The 16226-nt window shown below is 71.5% G+C and carries 14 protein-coding genes and 1 riboswitch; of the genes, 5 read left to right on the forward strand and 9 right to left on the reverse strand.

Going from position 1 to position 16226, the window contains the following annotated elements; all coding sequences use genetic code 11:
* Positions 1-34: 34 nt before the first annotated feature.
* The 6 genes from ACIO5E_RS16715 to ACIO5E_RS16740 form a co-directional block, all read right to left on the reverse strand.
* Positions 35-1105: an ABC transporter ATP-binding protein gene (locus ACIO5E_RS16715; protein WP_280675885.1), complete on the reverse strand. Its 1071-nt coding sequence runs from the start codon at positions 1103-1105 to the stop codon at positions 35-37.
* Positions 1102-2112: an ABC transporter permease gene (locus ACIO5E_RS16720; RefSeq protein ID WP_400668005.1), complete on the reverse strand. Its 1011-nt coding sequence runs from the start codon at positions 2110-2112 to the stop codon at positions 1102-1104. Before ACIO5E_RS16720 ends, ACIO5E_RS16715 begins: the two co-directional genes overlap by 4 nt.
* Before the next feature lie 99 nt (positions 2113-2211).
* Positions 2212-3984 (reverse strand): ABC transporter substrate-binding protein, encoded by a 1773-nt coding sequence (locus ACIO5E_RS16725; protein ID WP_400668008.1) that lies wholly within the window; start codon positions 3982-3984, stop codon positions 2212-2214.
* Positions 3985-4039: 55 nt separating this feature from the next.
* Complete coding sequence (locus ACIO5E_RS16730) at positions 4040-5029, reverse strand: ABC transporter permease (protein ID WP_280675902.1); 990 nt, start codon at positions 5027-5029, stop codon at positions 4040-4042.
* 439 nt (positions 5030-5468) lie between these two features.
* The gene (locus ACIO5E_RS16735) at positions 5469-6398 is read right to left on the reverse strand and encodes an enhanced serine sensitivity protein SseB C-terminal domain-containing protein (RefSeq protein ID WP_400668011.1); all 930 of its coding nucleotides are present in this window, start codon (positions 6396-6398) and stop codon (positions 5469-5471) included.
* A 116-nt stretch (positions 6399-6514) separates the two neighbouring features.
* Positions 6515-7333, reverse strand: coding sequence for an enhanced serine sensitivity protein SseB C-terminal domain-containing protein (locus ACIO5E_RS16740; RefSeq protein ID WP_400668014.1), 819 nt, complete (start codon positions 7331-7333; stop codon positions 6515-6517).
* Between the two features lie 222 nt (positions 7334-7555).
* Positions 7556-7661, forward strand: a riboswitch (glycine riboswitch).
* A gap of 231 nt (positions 7662-7892) precedes the next feature.
* On the opposite strand from ACIO5E_RS16740, the gene gcvT reads away from it, so the two are divergent.
* From gcvT to ACIO5E_RS16760, 4 genes are all read left to right on the forward strand, one after another.
* Positions 7893-9014 carry a glycine cleavage system aminomethyltransferase GcvT gene (gcvT, locus tag ACIO5E_RS16745; protein WP_400668728.1) on the forward strand — a complete coding sequence of 374 codons (1122 nt, stop codon included), beginning with the start codon at positions 7893-7895 and terminating at the stop codon, positions 9012-9014.
* A 133-nt stretch (positions 9015-9147) separates the two neighbouring features.
* Positions 9148-9522: a glycine cleavage system protein GcvH gene (gcvH, locus tag ACIO5E_RS16750; protein ID WP_280675909.1), complete on the forward strand. Its 375-nt coding sequence runs from the start codon at positions 9148-9150 to the stop codon at positions 9520-9522.
* A 79-nt stretch (positions 9523-9601) separates the two neighbouring features.
* On the forward strand, positions 9602-10870 hold the full coding sequence (glyA, locus tag ACIO5E_RS16755; protein WP_400668017.1) for a serine hydroxymethyltransferase: 1269 nt from the start codon (positions 9602-9604) through the stop codon (positions 10868-10870).
* A gap of 175 nt (positions 10871-11045) precedes the next feature.
* Positions 11046-12413 carry an L-serine ammonia-lyase gene (locus ACIO5E_RS16760; protein WP_400668020.1) on the forward strand — a complete coding sequence of 456 codons (1368 nt, stop codon included), beginning with the start codon at positions 11046-11048 and terminating at the stop codon, positions 12411-12413.
* Between the two features lie 120 nt (positions 12414-12533).
* Here the strand turns inward: ACIO5E_RS16760 and ACIO5E_RS16765 are convergent, their stop codons facing one another.
* The 3 genes from ACIO5E_RS16765 to ACIO5E_RS16775 form a co-directional block, all read right to left on the reverse strand.
* Entirely contained in the window at positions 12534-13016 is a 483-nt protein-coding gene (locus ACIO5E_RS16765; protein WP_400668023.1) for a nuclear transport factor 2 family protein, read from the reverse strand.
* Positions 13017-13095: 79 nt separating this feature from the next.
* Positions 13096-14652, reverse strand: a complete 1557-nt coding sequence (locus ACIO5E_RS16770) for an MDR family MFS transporter (protein ID WP_400668026.1) — start codon at positions 14650-14652, stop codon at positions 13096-13098.
* Between the two features lie 36 nt (positions 14653-14688).
* The gene (locus tag ACIO5E_RS16775) at positions 14689-15288 is read right to left on the reverse strand and encodes an NADPH-dependent FMN reductase (RefSeq protein ID WP_400668029.1); all 600 of its coding nucleotides are present in this window, start codon (positions 15286-15288) and stop codon (positions 14689-14691) included.
* A gap of 137 nt (positions 15289-15425) precedes the next feature.
* Between ACIO5E_RS16775 and ACIO5E_RS16780 the strand changes: the two genes are divergently transcribed.
* Positions 15426-16169, forward strand: a complete 744-nt coding sequence (locus tag ACIO5E_RS16780) for a TetR/AcrR family transcriptional regulator (protein WP_400668032.1) — start codon at positions 15426-15428, stop codon at positions 16167-16169.
* The last annotated feature ends 57 nt before the right edge of the window (positions 16170-16226 follow it).

The following is a 16226-nucleotide window of genomic DNA, read 5'->3' on the forward strand; positions in this document are numbered from 1 at the left end:
CGGTTCTCTCCAGAAAGGTGGTACGAGGCCGGGCTCACAGCCGGGGCGCGATCTCTTCGGCGAAGATGCGGTGCCGTTCGGCGGCCGGGAGGTGGCAGGCCGCGTGGTGCCCGGGCGCGGCCTCGACCAGCACCGGCACCTCGCTCGACGAGCGCCCGCCGGTCAGGTCGGCGTACGGGCAACGCGGGTGGAAGGCGCAGCCGGACGGCACGTTGATCAGGCTGGGCGGGGTGCCCTTGACCGGGACGAGCCGGTCCTGGAGCTCGCGGTCCAGGCGCGGCATGGATCCCAACAGGCCCCAGGTGTAGGGGTGTTCGGGCGCGTCGAAGAGGGTCTCGGCGGGGCCCCGCTCGATGCACTTGCCGCCGTACATGACCAGGATGTCGTCGGCGAGCTCGGCGACCACCCCGAGGTCGTGGGTGATGATGATGACGGCCGAGCCGAACTCCTCCTGGAGGTCGCGGATGAGGTCCAGGATCTGCGCCTGGACGGTGACGTCCAGGGCAGTGGTGGGCTCGTCGGCGATCAGCAGGGACGGGTCGTTGACCAGCGCCATGGCGATCATGGCGCGCTGGCGCATGCCGCCGGAGAACTGGTGCGGGTAGTCGTCCACCCGGCGGTCGGGCTGCGGGATGCCGACCCGGTCGAGCATCTCGATCGCGCGGGCCCGGGCCTGCTTCTTGGACGCCTCGGGGTGGTGCACCCGGTACGCCTCGATGATCTGCGCCCCGACGGTGTAGTAGGGGTGCATCGCGGTCAGCGGGTCCTGGAAGATCATCGCCAGTTCACGGCCGCGCAGTTGGCGCACCCGCTCGGGGCCGGCCGCGATCAGCTCCTCGCCGTTCAGCCGGATCTCGCCGCTGATCCGGGCCCGCTTGGAGCGGTGCAGGCCCATGATGCCGAGCGAGGTGACGGACTTTCCGGAGCCGGACTCACCCACGATGCCGAGGGTGCGGCCCTTGTGCAGGTCGAAGCTGACCCCGTCCACCGACCGGACCAGGCCGTCGTCGGTGTCGAAGTGGATCCGCAGGTCGCGGACGGAGAGGAAGGGGTCGCCGGACGGGGTCTGCCCGGTGTCCGCCGGGGTCTTCTGGAGCTCGGTCACGAGAGCCTCACGCGGGGGTCGACGAGGGCGTACAGGAGGTCGACCACGAGGTTGCAGGCGACGATGAAGAAGGCGGCGAGCAGGGTGACGCCGAGGATCTTGGGCAGGTCGTTGTCCGCGATCGCCTGGACGGCGAAGGCGCCGACGCCCTGGAGCGAGAAGACCTGTTCGGTGATCAGGGCGCCGCCGAGGAGCAGGCCGAGGTCCATGCCGAAGATGGTGACGATCGGGGTGAGCGCGGCGCGCAGCCCGTGCCGGGTGACGACCTTGCGCTCGACCAGGCCCTTGGCCCGGGCGGTGCGGATGTAGTCCTCGCTCATGGTCTCCAGCATTCCGGCGCGGGTGAGCCGGGCGTAGAGCGCGGAGTAGAGGAAGGCCAGTGAGATCCACGGGAGGATCAGGTTGCGGGCCCACATGAGCGGGTCGTCGGTGAAGTCGACGTACTGGAGGTTGTCCAGGATCGGCCACTGGTAGCTGAAGAGGGTCAGCAGCAGCGCGCCGGTGAAGAAGACCGGCAGCGAGACGCCGGTGAGGGCGATGCCCATGGCGAGCCGGTCGAAGATCGAGCGCGGCTTGAGGGCCGAGATGACGCCGGTGGTGACGCCGGAGACCAGCCAGCACACGGCCGCGCCGATGGCCAGCGAGAGCGTGATCGGGATGCGCTTGGTCAGCTCGGGCCAGACCTCCAGGTGGTTCTTGAAGGAGTAGCCGAAGCACGGGACGTGGCAGGTGACCGGATCCGGGCCGAACTTGTACTCGGCGCCGCCGACCAGGCCCTTCAGGAAGTTCCAGTACTGGGTGTACAGCGGCTGGTCGAAGCCGAGGTTCTGCTTGACCGCGGCGATCGCCTCGGGCGACGGGTTCTTCCCGACGTACTGCGTGGCCAGCTGGTCGGCCGTCTCGCCGGCGATGCGCGGGAGCAGGAAGAAGATCGCGAAGGTGACCGCGCTGACCACCAGTAGCAGCACGACGGCTGCGAAGATCCTGCGGATGATGTAGGCAAACACAGTAGGGCGGCTCCGGCGGCCCGCCGCCGTCCGGGATCTTCCGGACGGCGACGGGCGCCGCTGCCTTCACCTGCCTTCAGGGATGCGGAGCCAGGCTCTTTACTTGGTGATGCCGATGTTCAGGTAGTCGTACTCGCCCGAGAAGGCCGACGTGGACACCAGGTTGGTGGCGCTGTCCGGGCGGTACAGGAAGACCTTGAAGTCGGTCAGCGGGACGTAGACCGCCTGGTCCATGATCTTCTTGTCGATCTGGCCGTAGATCTTCTCGCGCGCCGACTGGTCGGTGTTGGTGATGGCGTCGTCGAGCAGCTTGTTGACCTCGGGGTCGTTCAGCTGGGCCAGGTTGCTGTTGCCGGAGGCCTTGATCGCGCGGCCGTCCGAGATCTGCTGCAGGAAGCCGTAGCCGGTCGGCCAGTCGGCGCCCCACTGCATCATCATCAGGCCGATGTTGTGGTCCTGGGTGAACTGCGGGACACCGGCGGCGTCCGAGAAGTACTTGCCCTGCGCGTACTTCTGGATCTCGACGTTGATGTTGATCTTCTTCAGCGCGGCCTGGATCGCGGTCGCCGCCTGGACCTCCGGGTCACGCTCGGTGCGGGCGGTGATCACCGTGTTGAAGCCGTCCGGCTTGCCGCAGGCCTTCAGGGCCGCCTTGGCCTTGTCGAGGTCGCCCTTGTTGTCCTTGGTCTCCCAGACGTTGAAGTCCTGGTGGCCCGCGATGTCCGGCGGGAGCACGGTGTTGGCGATCTGGCCGCGGATCGGGCCGCCGAGCGTGGTCTGCACGGAGACCTTGTCGATCGCGTACTGGACGGCCTTGCGGCACTCGATGTTGTCGAACGGCGCGACCTTGGTGTTGATCGCGGTGTAGACCAGGCGACCGCCGTAGGCGTTGTCGGTGTTGGTCTTGAGCTTCGGGTTCTGCAGGATCTGCGCCTGGGTCTGCGGGTCGACGCCGCCGCCGACCAGGTCCACCTGGGCGTTGCCGGCGATCAGGTCCTTGTCGATGGTGGACTGCTCCATGCCCATCCGGACCACGATCTTGTCCGCGAGCTGCTTGCGGATCGGGTCGGTGGCCGGGTCCCAGTTGGTGTTCGGGACCAGGGTGAGCTGCTTGCCGTCGTCGTAGGAGTCGAACTTGTAGGCGCCCGAGGAGACCACGTGCTTGACGTAGCCGGAGCCGTCGTCCTTGGCCTGCGGGACCGGGACCGTCTGCGGGGCGCTGACCAGGTAGTCGAAGTCCGCGAACGGCTGCTTCAGGTGGAAGACGATGGTCTGGTCGTCCGGGGTCTCGATCGAGTCCAGGCCGCCGGTCTTGTCCTTGTACGGGCCCTGGTACGGGGTCGCGTTGTCGACCAGAAAGTCGTGGAAGTACGTCGGGCCGTTGGAGTTCACGTCCGGCGCGAAGTTGGAGCGCTCGACGGCGTACTTGACGTCCTTCGAGCTGATCGGGGTGCCGTCGTCGTACTTCAGGCCCGCGCGCAGCTTGTACGTCCAGGTCAGGCCGTCCGCACTGGGCTTGCCCAGGGACTCGGCGAGGTCCGGGACCAGCTTGTTGCCGTCCGCGCCGGCACCGGGGGCGAAGGTGGTCAGCGGACGCCCGTACAGGCGCGAGAAGTTGTAGATGTAGGCGTAGTACGTGTTACCCGGGTCGAAGGAGTCCGGGGCACCCTTCATCTCGTAGGTGACCGTCCCGCCCTTCTTGTCCGAGGCGTTGACGACGCCCTTGGTTGCCGCGTCGGCGCCGCCGCCGCCGGCGGCGCTGCCACTGGCGGAGGAGGAACCGGAGCTCTTGCTGCCGGACGAGCAGCCGGTCACGATCAGGACCGCGGCGGCTGCCGCCGCGGTCAGCGCGACGGTACGGGACCTACGCATGGGTGAGATCAACCCCTTGAGGATGTGGAGAGATACGGAGGGCTCTGACGCGACGTCAGTTGCTCTTGGGATCGAGGGCGTCACGCAGCCCGTCGCCGAGCAGGTTGAAGGCGAGCACGGTGATGAAGATCGCCAGACCGGGGACCACCATGTACTGGGGGTCCACCTGGTAGTACTTGATCGCGTCCTGGAGCATCCCGCCCCAGGAGGCCTGCGGCGGCTGGATACCGACGCCGAGGAAGCTGAGCCCCGCCTCGAAGAGGATGTTGGTCGGGATCAGCAGGGTCGAGTAGACCAGGATCGGACCGACCAGGTTCGGCAACAGCTCCTTGAACAGGATGAACGGGCCGCGGGCGCCCAGGCTGCGGGCCGCGTGGACGAACTCCCGCTCGCGCAGCGAGAGCGTCTGCCCGCGCACGATCCGGCCCATGTAGGGCCAGTTGAAGAAGCCGATCACGAAGATCAGCACCGCGATGTGCAGCGGCAGTCCGTCCAGGCCGAACGCGCCGCCCTGCAGCGAGGTCGAGATCGCGATGGCGAAGAGCAGCAGCGGGAAGGCCAGGAAGACGTCCATGATCCGGCTGATCAGGGTGTCCACCCAGCCGCCGTAGTACCCGGCCATCACGCCGAGGACGGTGCCGATCACGTTGGACAGCACGGTCGCGCCGAAGGCGACCAGCAGCGAGACCCAGGAGCCCTCGATGACCCGGGAGAGCAGGTCACGGCCCTGGGCGATGTCGACGCCGAGCGGGTGGTCCCAGCTCATCCCGCCCCAGTCCCCGAGCGGGATGCCACCGAGGTTGGCGTCCAGCAGGTCCTGGTGGAGGGCGTCCGGGTCGAGGCCGAACACCGCCTCCATCGGCTTGGCCAGCAAGGCCAGCAGGATCAGCAGGATCACCACGATGCCGCCGGCGACGGCGGCCTTGTCCCGCTTGAAGCGGGTCCAGGCGATCCGGCCGAGGGAGCGTCCCTCGATCGTCTTGGCCGGGGTCGTGGAGGCGGGCGCCTCGGGCTCGTTCCCGGCGGTTGTGGCGGTTGCGGTCATGGTCAGTTGGTCCCCTCGCCGACGGTGGCCGGCCCACGGGCGCCGGTCACCGGTTGGCGGTACGGCTGCGGACGTGCGGAGGTGCTAGGAGCGGGTGTTCGCGGCAGTACGTCGTGCACAGGTACTGCCCCCACGCGGGATGGGCGTCGCGTGGTTCTGGCGGTCGGCGTGCGCGTTCACCTTCGTGGGGTTCCCAGTACGCGCGGTGCGTTGCGCAGAACTCTCTGCCATCCGAACTGGCTTACGCCAGCCCTGACCACCGACAGATGCCCAACTGTGATCTGTACGCATGCACCTCCTGATCTTCGGCATATCCCTCTTCACATGGCCACAACTGGCATGTCAAGATGCCTGACAGCACCGGCCGGAATGTCGTCCGGAAAACACCGAAGCCGACCTGATGCAAGATCAAGTCGGCTTCGGTGAAGAGGTTTTGGATCTATCGTCCGGGGTATCCGGGCCACGGCTGCTGCTGCGGCTGCTGCCCGGGCCAACCCTGCGCGGGCGGGCGGGTGGCGTAGCCGTACCCCGGCCCCTGCTGCGACGGGTACGGCGGGGGCGGCACCGGCGGGTAGGGACCGGTCGGAGGCCGGCCGGCCTCCCGGTCGAAGAACGGGCGCGCGTGGGCCCGCATCCACAGCGCCACCGGGTCGTACTCGTCCGCCATCGCCACCGTGGACACCGCCAGCCCCTCCGGGGCGACCGCGATCGCCCGCTGCATCAGCGCCCGCACCGCCTCCACCGCCGGCGGCGAACTCTCGTACAGCTCAAGGCCGATCGCCAGGTACGGCTCCCCCACGGCCGGCTGCACCCAGGCCCGGCGCAGCGCCCGCACCGCGCGCACCTCGCCGGCCTGCCGCTCCAGCAGCGCGAAGAACTGCTGGGCGTTCAGCTGCGGCTCGCTCAGCTTCAACGGCCCGGCCGGCAGCCGCTCCAGCCCCGCGGCGATCCGCCGCAGGTCCGCCCAGGGCACGCCGACCCCGCCGCCGGGAGCGTGCGGGTTGAGCCACAGGCCCCAGCGGGTCCGGTACAGCGAGGCGGCGATCTCCCGCCCGGAGATGACCTCGTGGGCCCGCGCCCAGCCGGAGGCCGTCAGCTGCTCGGGCGAGGTGACGGCCGGCGCGTAGCCGTGGCCGCTGATCTCCATGTTCCCGTACTGGGCGTCGGCGCTGCCCGGCGTGCCGTGCCAGAGCAGCATCCAGACCTGGCCGTCGGCCAGCGCGTGCAGCAGTTGCTCGTACGCCTCGTAGCGCTCCGGCGCGACCTCGCGCAGGGCGCGCTCCAGCGCGCCCGGATCCGCTCCGGGGCGCCCGGCGGATGCCTGGCCCCAGGGCCCCGGTGCACCGCCCGCTACCGCTCCCGCACTCATGCGCCCACCTCGCCGCGCCTCTTTCCTCGACCCCGCCGACCCGTCGGCCGTCTGCACGCACCCTATGGCGCGGCACCGGCCACCGCCACGGCGACGTGCCTACGAACGAACGTCGCTCACACCCGGGCGTAGAAGGGGAGTACCCGGGTGAGCAGCCACTCGACCACCGGATCATCGGCGAGATCGAGCAGTACGAGGTGGACGCCCCCCGGCAGCGGCGCGGTTCCCAGCGCCCGGCCGAGCGCCTCGTTCACCGCGGCCGGGTCGGCCGGGGCCGCCGGGTCCAACTGGACGCCCACGAACATCACGGTCGGTTCGCCCTCGACGCTGGCCAGCGCCCGGCGGGCGGTCAACACTCCGGGCAGGGCCGACAGTTCGGCCCGGCAGGCGGCCAGGAAGTACTCCGGGTCCTCGCCCGGCACCGGCTCGCGCAGCGCCACCCGGCCGCCGGTCGGCTCCTCCTGGGGCTGGTGCCCGCCCTGGTCCGGGCCCGCCCAGCGCTCCTCGCGCGGGCCGCGGCGCAGCTCCGCCACGCCCTGCGGCGGCACCGGGATGCCCACCGCCGCCTCCGGGTTGACCGCGATTCCCACGCCCAGCGGCAGCCCGCGGGCGAACTCCCAGACCGGCGCCACCGCGAAGGCCATCCCCGGCGCCTGGCGCAGGAACACCTCCTGCGAGGAGAACACCGGCACGTACGGGTCGCCGGCCAGCTCGATGGTCGGCAGGTCCAGCGCCGTCCCCTGCGGGTCGCCGCCCGAGGGCAGCGGGATCCACACCTGGCTGCGGGCCAGCACCTCGACCACCCGCGGCGTCGCACCCGGGTCGCCCAGCGCGGCGGTCAGCACCTGTTCGAGCTCGTTGGCCGGCCACCCGCCGCCCGGCGGCGCCGACTCCGGGCTGCCCCACCCCTGCTGCTGCTCCACCGGGTACCCCATGCGCGCCTGATCCGCCCTCTGCCGGTCGGCCGCCCTCTGCTGCGCCGACGCGCAGCAGTCTAGGGCTCCCGGCAGCGCTCCCGTTCGGTACCGGACGGGGTGACCGGCGGGTACGGCACCGTGTGACCGGTCCCCCTCTCCCGCCGTCGGCGCGGACGTGCCATGATGTGCGCGTTCGACGGCGCGACGCGCCGCCGGACCCACAACTCCATACCGGCCGCTCGAACCCGCGCGGGAGAGCCCGGAGTGCCCCGTCAGGCGGCACGGCCGGCGCCGAAGGAGCAAGTCCTCCCCGGAATCTCTCAGGCCCCCCTACCGCACGGGTTAGGCACATCTGGAAAGTGGCGCACGGCCCTGTCGCGCGCCCACCCACGGTGCAAGCCACCATGCTGTCCTGGATGCTGGAAACAGCTGCGGGCAGGTGGGCGGTGAAGCTCTCAGGTTCGACGACAGATGGGGAGACCCACGCCGCCGCATGCCCGCGCGCAGGGTCGGTCCCCGAGCGGGTCCGGTTCCGGCGCGTGCACCCATGAGTGCCCCGACCGAGGAGTTCCAGGCCATGTCGTCCCTCCGCCTCACCGCGCTCGACGCGCTGCACCGCGCCCTCGGCGCGACCATGACCGACTTCGCCGGCTGGGACATGCCGCTGCGCTACGGCAGCGAGCGCGAGGAGCACCTCGCCGTCCGCACCCGGGCCGGTCTGTTCGACCTCTCCCACATGGGCGAGATCACCGTCACCGGCCCGCAGGCCGGCGAGATGCTGGACCACGCGCTGGTCGGCTTCGTCTCCGCGCTGGGCGTGCTGCGTGCCCGCTACACCATGATCTGCGCCGAGAACGGCGGCATCCTGGACGACCTGATCGTCTACCGCCTGCGCGAGGACGCCTTCCTGGTCGTCGCCAACGCCTCCAACGCCCAGCTGGTGCTGGACGAGCTGATCGCCCGCGCCAAGGGCTTCGACGCCGTCGTCACCGACGACCGCGACACCTACGCGCTGATCGCCGTCCAGGGCCCGGAGTCCACCGCCATCCTGGCCGGGACCACCGACGCCGACCTGCCCGGCCTGAAGTACTACGCGATCCTCCCGGCCCAGGTCGCCGGCCGCGACGTGCTGCTCGCCCGCACCGGCTACACCGGCGAGGACGGCTTCGAGGTCTTCTGCAACCCGGGCGACGCCGAGGCGGTCTGGCAGGCACTGACCGCCGCCGGCGAGGGCCACGGCCTGGTCCCGTGCGGCCTGTCCTGCCGTGACACGCTGCGCCTGGAGGCCGGCATGCCGCTGTACGGGCACGAGCTCTCCACCGACCTGACCCCGTTCGACGCGGGCCTGGGCCGGGTCGTCCGCTTCGACAAGACCACCAACGAGGGCGCCTTCATCGGTCGCAAGGCGCTGGAGAAGGCCGCCGCCGAGGCCGAGGCCAACCCGCCGCGGGTGCTGGTCGGCCTGGTCTCCGAGGGCAAGCGCGTCCCGCGCGCCGAGTACACCGTGGTCTCCGCCGACGGCGCCCCGATCGGCCGGATCACCTCGGGCGCCCCGTCCCCGACGCTGGGCAAGCCGATCGCGATCGCCTACGTCGACGCGGCCCACGCCGCCCCCGGCACCACCGTCGCGGTGGACGTGCGCGGCAAGCACGAGCCGGTCCAGGTCGTGGCGCTGCCGTTCTACAAGCGCGCCCGCTGAGGCCCTGCGGGCGCGCCTGCTGACGACCCACCGGCGCGCCCGCCGAGGCCTCCTCCCCCGTAGACCCACGTCGAAGCCGTCCGTGCGGCGGCCCGCTTCGTCGTACCCGCTTCCCATCCTGGAGAATGACGCCATGAGCAACCCCCAGCACCTGCAGTACACCAAGGAGCACGAGTGGCTGACCGCCACCGAGAACGGTGTCTCCACGGTCGGCATCACCGCCCACGCGGCCGACGCGCTCGGTGACATCGTCTACGTGCAGCTGCCCGAGGTCGGCGACGACGTGACCGCGGGCGAGTCCTGCGGCGAGCTGGAGTCCACCAAGTCGGTCAGCGACCTGTTCTCCCCGGTGACCGGGAAGATCGTCGAGATCAACCAGGACGTCGTGGACGACAACAGCCTGGTCAACAGCGCCCCCTTCGAGGGCGGCTGGCTGTTCAAGGTCCAGGTCGAGTCCACCGACGAGCTGCTCAGCGCGGACGAGTACACCGCCTTCATCGGCGGCTGACCCTCTTGTGACGGGGCGGCCGCAGCGCGGCGGCCGTCCCGCCCGGCTCCCCCCTCTCTCCTCCCGGGAAGACCACACCATGACGGTTCTGAACCAGTCCCTGCACGCCCTCGACCCGGAGATCGCCGCCGCGGTCGACGCCGAGCTGCACCGCCAGCAGACCACCCTGGAGATGATCGCCTCCGAGAACTTCGCCCCGGTGGCGGTCATGGAGGCCCAGGGCTCGGTGCTCACCAACAAGTACGCCGAGGGCTACCCCGGTCGCCGCTACTACGGCGGCTGCGAGCACGTCGACGTGGTCGAGCAGATCGCGATCGACCGCATCAAGGCCCTGTTCGGCGCCGAGCACGCCAACGTCCAGCCGCACTCCGGCGCGCAGGCCAACGCCGCCGCGATGTTCGCGCTGATCCAGCCGGGTGACACCATCCTGGGCCTGAGCCTGGCCCACGGCGGTCACCTGACCCACGGCATGAAGATCAACTTCTCCGGCAAGCTCTACCACGTGGCCGCGTACCACGTGGACGAGAAGACCGGCCAGGTCGACATGGCCGAGGTCGAGCGTCTGGCCAAGGAGCACCAGCCGAAGCTGATCATCGCCGGCTGGTCCGCCTACCCGCGCCAGCTGGACTTCGCCGAGTTCCGCCGCATCGCCGACGAGGTCGGTGCGCTGCTGATGGTGGACATGGCGCACTTCGCCGGCCTGGTCGCCGCCGGTCTGCACCCCAACCCGGTGCCGTACGCGGACGTGGTCACCACCACCACCCACAAGACCCTGGGCGGCCCGCGCGGCGGCGTCATCCTGTCCAAGGCCGAGTACGCCAAGAAGATCAACTCCGCGGTGTTCCCCGGCCAGCAGGGCGGCCCGCTGGAGCACGTGATCGCGGGCAAGGCCGTCGCCTTCAAGATCGCCGCGTCCGAGGAGTTCAAGGAGCGCCAGGAGCGCACCCTGGAGGGGGCCCGGATCCTCGCCGAGCGCCTGCTCCAGGCCGACGTCGCCGAGGCCGGCGCCTCGGTGCTGTCCGGCGGCACCGACGTGCACCTGGTCCTGGTCGACCTGCGCAACAGCGAGCTGGACGGCCAGCAGGCCGAGGACCGGCTGCACGAGGTCGGCATCACGGTCAACCGCAACGCCATCCCGAACGACCCGCGCCCGCCGATGGTCACCTCCGGCCTGCGCATCGGCACCCCGGCGCTGGCCACCCGCGGCTTCCGGGCCGAGGACTTCCGCGAGGTCGCCGACATCATCGCCGAGGCGCTCAAGCCCGCCTTCGACGAGGACGTCGCCGCCGCGCTCAAGGCCCGCGTCACCGCGCTGGCCGACAAGTACCCGCTGTACCCCAACCTGTAAGCGACCGGTCTCCGATCACTGCGGTGATCCTTCGGGCGGGGTGACCGGCCTCACGTCGCCGCGGTACCTGGGACCCCGGGGCACCGCGCACACTGGACAGTGCGCGCGGTGCCCCGACCCGTGTCAGCAGCCCTGCCCGCACGTTCCTCCACGAGACCAGACAAGGACGTCCCCCGTGGCCATCAGCGTCTTCGACCTCTTCTCCATCGGCATCGGCCCGTCGAGTTCCCACACCGTCGGCCCGATGCGCGCGGCCCGGATGTTCGCCCGCCGCCTGCGGTCCGAGGACCTGCTGCCCGCGGTGGCGAGCGTGCGCGCCGAGCTCTACGGCTCGCTGGGCGCCACCGGCCACGGCCACGGCACCCCGAAGGCCGTCCTGCTCGGCCTGGAGAACAACTCCCCCCGCACGGTCGACGTCGACCAGGCGGACAAGGACGTCGAGCGGATCACCGCCGAGAAGCGGATCAACCTGCTCGGCACCCACCCCATCGCCTTCGACCCCGACACCCAGCTGATCCTGCACCGCCGCCGCTCGCTGCCGTACCACGCCAACGGCATGACCCTCTGGGCGTTCGCGGCGGACGGCTCCACGCTGCTGGAGAAGACCTACTACTCGGTCGGCGGCGGCTTCGTCGTCGACGAGGACGCCATCGGCGCGGACCGGGTCAAGCCCGACGACACCGCGCTGCGCTACCCCTTCCGCACCGGCGAGGAGCTGCTGCGGCTCACCCGCGAGACCGGGCTGTCCATCTCCGGCCTGATGCTGGAGAACGAGAAGGCCTGGCGCTCCGAGGAGGAGATCCGAACCGGTCTGCTGGAGATCTGGCAGGTCATGCAGGAGTGCGTGCGGGCCGGCATGTCCCGCGAGGGCATCCTGCCCGGCGGCCTCAAGGTCCGCCGCCGCGCCGCGGCCGCCGCCCGGGCGATGCGCGCCGAGGGCATCGGCCCGGCCAACGCGATGGAGTGGGTGACCCTCTACGCGATGGCGGTCAACGAGGAGAACGCCTCCGGCCGCCGGGTGGTCACCGCGCCGACCAACGGTGCGGCCGGGATCATTCCCGCCGTCCTGCACTACTACCTGAACTTCATCCCGGGCGCCGACGAGGACGGCATCGTCCGCTTCCTCCTCGCGGCCGGCGCCATCGGCATGCTCTTCAAGGAGAACGCCTCCATCTCCGGCGCCGAGGTCGGCTGCCAGGGCGAGGTCGGCTCCGCCTGCTCGATGGCCGCCGGCGGCCTCGCCGAGGTCCTCGGCGGCACCCCCGAGCAGGTCGAGAACGCCGCCGAGATCGGCATCGAGCACAACCTCGGCCTCACCTGCGACCCGGTCGGCGGCCTCGTCCAGATCCCCTGCATCGAGCGCAACGGCATGGCCTCGGTCAAGGCCGTCACCGCCGCCCGGATGGCCCTGCGCGGCGACGGACGGCACCACGTCTCGCTCGACAAGGCGATCAAGACGATGAAGGAGACCGGCGCCGACATGAAGATCAAGTACAAGGAGACCTCGCGCGGCGGCCTCGCCGTGAACGTCATCGAGTGCTGATCGCCCGGCCGGCGGGCCTTGACGGCTAGGGCCCGTCCGGGACGCTGACCGCCTGAGCCTCGTACCGAGCCTCCGGAGGGGATCCCTCCGGAGGCTCGTGGCGTTCTCCCCCGGCGCCCGTCAGGCCCGGCCCTCGCTCTCGCCCTCGGCTTCGAGCCGGGCCGCGACGGCGCCCAACCGACCCATCGCGTGAGCCACGCCGAGCCCGTCCATGTAGTCGCGGACGTGCACGATCCGGCCGTCCCGGACCCTGATCACCAGCAGCCCCGGCACGCGGAACGGCTTGCCCGTCGTGGCCAGCGTCCCCACCACGACCTGTTCGACGGTGATCACCTCGCCGTCGGCGCCCTCGTGCACGGCGACCTCGCGGATCTCCTGCGGCTGCGCCGGGCTCGCGCCCCAGACGGCGCGGTACCCGGCCCGGACCTCCTCCCGCCCCTGGTGGCGCTCCGGCATGCCGGGGGACAGGAACGGGAACTCGTGCACGGCGTCGACGGCGTAGAGGTCGGCCAGGGCGTCGGCGTCCTTGTCGAGGATCGCCTGCCGATAGCGGGCCAGGACGTCGAGCGGGCCGAGGTCGGTCGGGGCGGTGGTGTCCGGCATGCGGGAATCCGATCACCCGCCCGGTCGGGCGTCAAGACCCCGGCCGCTCAACCGCCGTGCCCGCCCGCCGTCCCGGCGGTCAGCCCGCCGTCGCCGGGGCCGACGCGCCCTCCGGGGCCTCCTGGTCCGCGCCGACGCCCGGGCCCGGCCGCGGGTTCGGGCGGGCCAGGCAGGCGACGGCGGTGGCGACGGCGGCCAGCACCACCCCGCCGGCCACGGCGCCGTGCAGGCCGGCGGTGACGGCCGCCCCGACCGCGTCCCGGACGCCGGTCGGCAGGCCGGTGAGCGCCGCCGGGGTGAGTTCGCCGCCACCGGTCAGCCGGGCGCTCCGGCCGGCGCCGAGCCGCTCGGTGAGGGCGGCCGCCATCCGGGCCGTGTAGACCGCGCCGAGTACCGCCATGCCGAGCGAGCCGCCGATGCTGCGGAGCAGGGTGACCACCCCCATCGCGGCGCCCATGTCCCGAGGCCGGACGGCGCCCATCGAGGTCAGCATGGTGCTCTGCATGAGCAGGCCGATCCCGACCCCGGCGACGGCGGTCAGCGCCGAGGCGAGGACCGTCGGGGTGCCGGTGCCGAGGAGCAGCAGCAGGGCCGCCCCGACCACCGCCAGGGCGCCCCCGAGCAGCGGGTAGCGCCGCTCGCCGCCGGGCTCGGCCATCAGCCGGGCGGTGAGGAGTTGGGTGCCCATCATGCCGAGCATCAGCGGCAGCAGGAGCAGGCCGCCGGTGGTCGGCGAGGCGCCCTGCACGAACTGCAGGTACTGCGGCAGGTAGCCGACCAGGGCGAGCATCAACGCGCCGGTGAGGAAGCCGAGGACCTGGGCGACCGTGAAGTTGCGGTCGCGGAACAGGGCGGGCGGGATCAGCGGTCCGGGCGCGCGCCGTTCCACCCGGGCGAACCAGGCGAGCGCGATGGTCGCGACGGCCGCCGTCCCGAGGATCCGGGGCGAGGTCCAGGAGTACGTCACGCCACCCCAGCTGCCGATCAGGGTGAGGGCGAGGATGCCGGTGGTCAGCAGGGCCACCCCGGCCCAGTCGAACGGCGCGCGGACGCGTTCCGTCCGCAGCCGGACGCCCAGTCCGACCGCCGCCAGCGCGAACAGGCCCACCGGCAGGTTGACGTAGAACGCCCAGCGCCAGCTCAGCCGGTCGGTGAGGAAGCCGCCGAGCAGCGGCCCGCCGACGAAGGCGATCGGCATCAGCACCCCGATCACCGACTGCACCCGCCCCCGGTCGGTTGCCGGGATGAGCACCCCGATCACCGAGAGCGCGCCGACCATCAGCCCGCCGGCGCCGACCCCCTGGACCGCCCGGAAGGCGATCAACTCGCCCATGTTCTGGGCCAGTCCGGACAGCACCGAACCGGCCAGGAACACGCCCACCGCCCACTGGTAGGCACCCTTGCGCCCGTACAGGTCGCCGAGCCGGCCCCAGAGCGGGGTGGCGGCGGCGGAGGTGAGCAGGTAGGCGGTGACCACCCAGGAGAGGTGGTCCAGCCCGCCGAGGTCGCCGACGATGGTCGGCAGCGCGGTGCCGATGATCTGGCCGTCGAGGGCGGAGAGGAAGATGCCGAGCATCAGCCCGAGGATGCCGAGCAGCGGCGGCTTGGGGCGCTCCTCGACCGGTTCCGTCACCATGGTGGGTCCACCATCCGCTTTCCCGGGGTCACCGGGTCAGGCCGCGAACGGGCGGACGCGCCGGGCCTCGCGCAACGCCTCGGCCCACCAGGCGAGTTGGTCGAGCATGGTCTTGGCGGCGGCGTCGGCGGCCGGGTCCAGCGGCTTGCCGTCGGTATCGAAGCACTGGGCGGCGCCGTGGAAGCTGACCGTGTTGCGGATCGTCATGGCGTTCAACTCGGCGAGGACCACCCGCAGTTGCTCGACGGCGCGCAGACCGCCGGAGAGTCCGCCGTAGGAGACGAAGCCGACCGGCTTGCCGTGCCACTGGTGGTTGTGCCAGTCGATGGCGTTCTTCAGCGGGGCCGGGAAGCTGTGGTTGTACTCGGGCGTGACGATCACGAAGGCGTCGGCGGACTCCAGTCGGGGCGAGACGGCGGCGATCAACTCGGCGGCGCCCGACTCCAGTTCGCCACCGAAGGACGGGAAAGTGGTCGGCAGCGGGGTCTCCACCAGGTCGATCAGGTCGGCGGTCATGTCGTCGCGCGTGGCGACGTGGCCGAGCAGCCAGTCGGCGACGACGGGCGCGAACCGGCCGTTCCGGGTGCTGCCGGCGATGACCGCGACCTGCAGGCCCTGCTTGTCATCCGTGGACATGGGGTCCCCCTCCGGGACGATGCGTACACCGTATCTGTTGGATACAACGTACACACAGTCGCGTACGCCGTCCACTACCGATACGCCGTACACGCGAGTGGTACGGTGGGGAGCCCCAGCCGGAAGGAGCCCGCCCCATGCCCGCCCAGCAGGCCCCCACCGGGGACGACGACCGGACCCAGCCCCAGGCCTCACTCTGGGAGCGCCTCGCCCGCCCGGCGCCCGCACCGCGCACCACCCTCACCCCGCACCGGATCGCCGAGGCCGCGGTCGAGATCGCCGACGCCGAGGGGCTCGACGCCGTCACCATGCGCCGGCTCGCCACCGCCCTCGGCGTCGCCCCGATGGCCGCCTACCGGTACGTCTCCGGCAAGGACGAACTCATCGAGCTGATGGTCGACTTCGTCTACGGCCGGCTCCCCCTGGACGCCCCGGCCGCCGGCTGGCGCGACACCATGCGCATCCTGGCCGTCCACCTGCGCGCCATGAACCTGGCCCACCCGTGGACCGTCCGCGCCGCCGCCGCCTCCCTCAGCCCCAACCAACTGGCCGTCCCCGAGCGGGCCTTCGCCGCCCTCGCCGACCACGGCCTGGACGCCGACACCACCATGGCGGTCTTCCGCACCGTCACCGGCTACGTCCACGGCTCCGTCGCCGCCGAGATCGCCCTGCAGGACCTCCAACGCGACCACGGCTGGTCCGGCGGCGACGAAACCCGCGCCGCCCTCGCCCCCCGCATGTCCTTCCTCATGGGCACCGGCCGCTACCCCGCCTACCAGCGCTACCTCCACGAGGCCACCCGCAAGGACGACCCCACCTGGCAGTTCGAAACCGGCCTCGACTGCGTCCTCACCGGCATCGCCACCCACCTCGGCATCTGACCCCGGCGCCGACCCGCCCCGCCCCCGACTGCGTAGGAAGTCGGACGGGCCGGCTTC

Origin of the sequence: Kitasatospora sp. NPDC087314 (genome assembly GCF_044744365.1) — a bacterium.
In the GTDB taxonomy this organism is placed as follows: domain Bacteria; phylum Actinomycetota; class Actinomycetes; order Streptomycetales; family Streptomycetaceae; genus Kitasatospora.